General features: G+C 66.2%; 2 protein-coding genes. One reads left to right on the forward strand and one right to left on the reverse strand.

All coding sequences use genetic code 11. From position 1 onward, the window contains the following. A partial coding sequence (locus tag EOA33_RS26980) for a [protein-PII] uridylyltransferase (RefSeq protein ID WP_127407023.1) occupies positions 1-1,886 on the reverse strand: 1,886 nt, incomplete at its 3' end. Positions 1,887-2,095: 209 nt separating this feature from the next. On the opposite strand from EOA33_RS26980, the gene EOA33_RS26985 reads away from it, so the two are divergent. Then, positions 2,096-3,958 (forward strand): heavy metal translocating P-type ATPase (locus EOA33_RS26985; RefSeq protein WP_127407024.1); only part of this gene is annotated, 1,863 nt, incomplete at its 3' end.

Consider the following 3,958-nt stretch of genomic DNA (forward strand, 5'->3'; position numbering starts at 1 on the left):
CCCCTGATATCGCAGACGGTGAGGATCAACAGCAGCTTCAGCCGCTCGACCGACTGCACGATCGAGGCGAAATCCTCGATCGTCTTGCGGTCGTTGAGGTCGCGCGTCTGCGCCGTCATCGACATCACGAGATGGTTCTCGACCAGCCAGGCCACCGTCTCGGTGTCGGCGGCCGACAGCCCCATATGCGGGCAGATGCGCCGCGCGATGCGGGCGCCGGCTTCCGAATGATCCTCCGGCCGCCCCTTGGCGACGTCGTGCAGGAGCACGGCGACATAGAGCGCCTCGCGGCTCTTCTTCAGCCCCGGCATCAGCGAATGCGACAGCGGATGCACCTTCTCGCCGTCGCCGCGCTCGATCTCGGCCAACACCCCGATGCAGCGGATCAGGTGCTCGTCCACCGTATAGTGGTGGTACATCGAGAACTGCATCATGGCGACGATCTTGCCGAAGTCCGGGATCAGCTTGCTCAGCAGCCCCGCCTCGTTCATGCGCCTGAGATTGAGCTCGGCGTAGCGGTCCGAGGTCAAAATGTCGAGGAACAGCCGGTTGGCCTCCTCGTCGCGCCTCAGCGCCTTGCCGACGAGGCCGAGCGAGCGGGTGAGCAGCTTCAGCGCGTCGGGGTGGAACTCCAGCCCATGCTTGTCGGCGAACCAGAACAGCCTGAGCAGATTGACCGGGTCGCGCTCGAACACCATGTCGTCGGCGACGTTGATGCGGTGATTGTCGACGATGAAATCGGACGTGCCGGCCAGCTTGCGCTTGCGACGCTGGAAGGTGAGGAAGATGCGGTTGAAACCAGGCACGTGCTTGGCCTGCTCTTCCTCGAGCGCGGCGCAGAAGATGCGGGTGAGGTCGCCGACATCCTTGGCGACGAGGAAGTAGTGCTTCATGAAGCGCTCGACCGCCGACAGGCCGGGATGGCTGGTATAGCCGAGCCGTTCGGCGATCTCGCGCTGGATGTCGAAATGCAGCCGCTCCTCAGCCTTGCCGGTGAGGAAGTGCATCTGGCAGCGCACCGCCCAGAGGAAATCCTCGGCCTTGAGGAATTCCCGGTATTCGGCCTCGGTGAAGACATCCTTCTCGACCAACTCCTCGCCGGTGCGCACCCGGTAGAAGTATTTGCCGATCCAGAACAGCGTCTGCAGGTCGCGCAGCCCGCCCTTGCCGTCCTTGACGTTGGGTTCGACCAGATAGCGGCTTTCTCCGGCCTTGGCGTGGCGATCGTCGCGTTCGGCAAGCTTGGCCTGCACATATTCGGGGCCGGTGGTGCGCACCACCTCATGGTCGAAACGCGTCAAAAGCTCGTCATAAAGTTTCTGCTCGCCCCACAGGAAACGCGCCTCCAGGATCGAGGTGCGGATCGTGATGTCGGTGCGCGACAGCCTGAGGCATTCGTCGATGTTGCGGGTGGCGTGGCCGACCTTCAGGCCGAGGTCCCACAGCATGTAGAGCATGTATTCGACGATCTGCTCGCCCCAAGGCGTCTGCTTGTAGGGAAGCAGGAACAACAGATCGATGTCGGACCCCGGCGCCAGCGTGCCGCGGCCGTAGCCGCCGACCGCCACCACCGCCATGCGCTCGGCCGCGGAGCGGTTCTTGACGCGATAGACGTGGGTGGCGGCGAAATCGTAGAGCGCCCGGATGATCTCGTCCATGACGTGCGACAGCCGGGCGGCGCAGGCGGTGCCGCCGCCGTCCTCCCTGAGCATGGCCTCCGCGATCTTGCGGCCGCCGGCGAGCCGCGCCTTGAGCAGCTGCAGGACGGCCGCGCGCGTCGCCGGCCCTGAACCGTCGCCGGCATGGGCCGCGGTGAGCGCCGTCATGTCGTGGCGCAGCATCACGCCGTCGATCAACTCGTCGAGTTTCAGGGAGATTTTTGCCATATGCCCGGGTCGGCCTTGCCTTTTTGGCGGCGTCTATAGCGCGTTTTCGCGGTGCTGGGTATGGGGCGGACGGACACGCCGACAATACGGGATTCCGCTGCCTCGACCGGCCGGGAATTGCCTGGCGGAAAAAATACGGCCGACCCTTGACCTTCCAGTTACTGGAAGCACTACCTCGGCCTCAGATCGCGACATAAGAGGCATTCCCAATGGCCCATTCCGACCAAGATCACCACGCGCACGGCGGCGGCTGCTGCTCCGCGAAGGGTACCGCGCCTGCCGCTGAGGCGGTCATCCGCGATCCGGTCTGCGGCATGACGGTCGATCAGACCGCCGGCAAGCCGACCGCCGAGCATGGCGGCCAGATCCATCATTTTTGCAGCGAGGGCTGCCGTTCGAAATTCGACGCCGATCCGGAAAGATACCTGACCGCCACCGATCCCGTTTGCGGCATGAGTGTCGATCGCTCCAGCGCCAGACACTTTATCCGCCACGAGGGCCAGGGCTTCTACTTCTGCTCGGCCGGCTGCAAGGGCAAGTTCGAGGCCGCGCCGGCCAATTATCTCGGCGACCGGCCGGCACCACAGCCGATGCCGAAGGGCACGCAATACACCTGTCCGATGCATCCCGAGATCATCCGCGACAAGCCGGGCGCTTGCCCGATCTGCGGCATGGCGCTGGAGCCGATGGGAGTGCCGACCGGCGACGAGGGTCCGAATCCCGAACTTGTCGATTTCACCCGGCGATTCTGGGTCAGCGCAGTGCTGTCCTTGCCCCTGCTCGTCATCGCCATGGCGCCTATGCTCGGCCTGAGCTTCGAAAGCTTAATCGACGACCGCACGAAGACATGGGCGGAGCTAGCGCTGGCGAGCCCTGTCGTGCTGTGGGCGGCGTTCCCGTTCTTCCATCGCGGCTGGGACTCGATCCGCAACCGCAGCCCCAACATGTGGACGCTGATCTCGCTCGGCGTCGGCGCGGCCTACCTCTACAGCGTCGCCGCCACGCTGTTTCCGGACATCTTTCCACACCAGTTCCGCGGCCATGGCGGCGCCGTGCCTGTCTATTTCGAGGCCGCCGCCGTCATCGTGGCACTGGTGTTCCTCGGCCAGGTGCTGGAGCTCAGAGCCCGCGAGCGCACCGGCTCGGCCATCCGCGCACTGCTCGACCTGGCACCGAAGACGGCGCGGCTGATCGGCGCCGACGGCTCCGAGAGCGACGTGCCGCTCGATACGGTCAAGGCCGGCGACCGGCTGCGCATCCGTCCGGGCGATGCCGTCCCGGTTGACGGCGTCGTGCTCGAGGGGCGCTCGGCGATCGACGAATCGATGATCACCGGCGAGCCGCTGCCGGTCGAAAAGACCGAGGGCGACGCGCTGACCGGCGGCACGCTCAACAAGAACGGCTCGCTGGTCATGCGCGCCGAGCGCATCGGCGCCGAGACGACGCTGTCGCGCATCGTCGAACTGGTTGCCAAGGCGCAGCGCTCGCGGGCGCCGATCCAGGGCCTGGCCGACCGCGTTTCCTTCTATTTCGTGCCGGCCGTCGTGCTGGTGGCGCTCGCCGCCTTCGCCGCCTGGGCGATCCTCGGGCCGCAGCCCAGCCTGATCTTCGCCATCGTCTCGGCGGTGTCGGTGCTGATCATCGCCTGTCCCTGCGCGCTGGGGCTGGCGACGCCGATGTCGATCATGACGGCGACCGGACGCGGCGCCCATGCCGGCGTGCTGATCAAGGAGGCGGCGGCGCTGGAGCGCTTCGCTTCCGTTGACACGCTGATCGTCGACAAGACCGGCACGCTGACCGAGGGCCGGCCGCGGCTGACCGACGTCGTCCCCGCCGGCGGCATCGCGGAAAACGAACTTCTGGCGCTGGCCGCCTCGCTTGAGAAGGGTTCGGAGCATCCGCTGGCCGAGGCGATCGTCGAGGGTGCGGCGGACCGCGGTATCAAGATAGCCGATGCCGGCGACTTCGAGGCCGTCACCGGCAAGGGCGTCTCCGGCACGGTGGCGGGCAGCAAGGTCGCGCTCGGCAATCCGGCGATGATGGCCGATCTCGGCATCGACACGGGCTCGGTT

This window comes from Mesorhizobium sp. M4A.F.Ca.ET.050.02.1.1, from assembly GCF_003997725.1.
GTDB lineage: Bacteria > Pseudomonadota > Alphaproteobacteria > Rhizobiales > Rhizobiaceae > Mesorhizobium.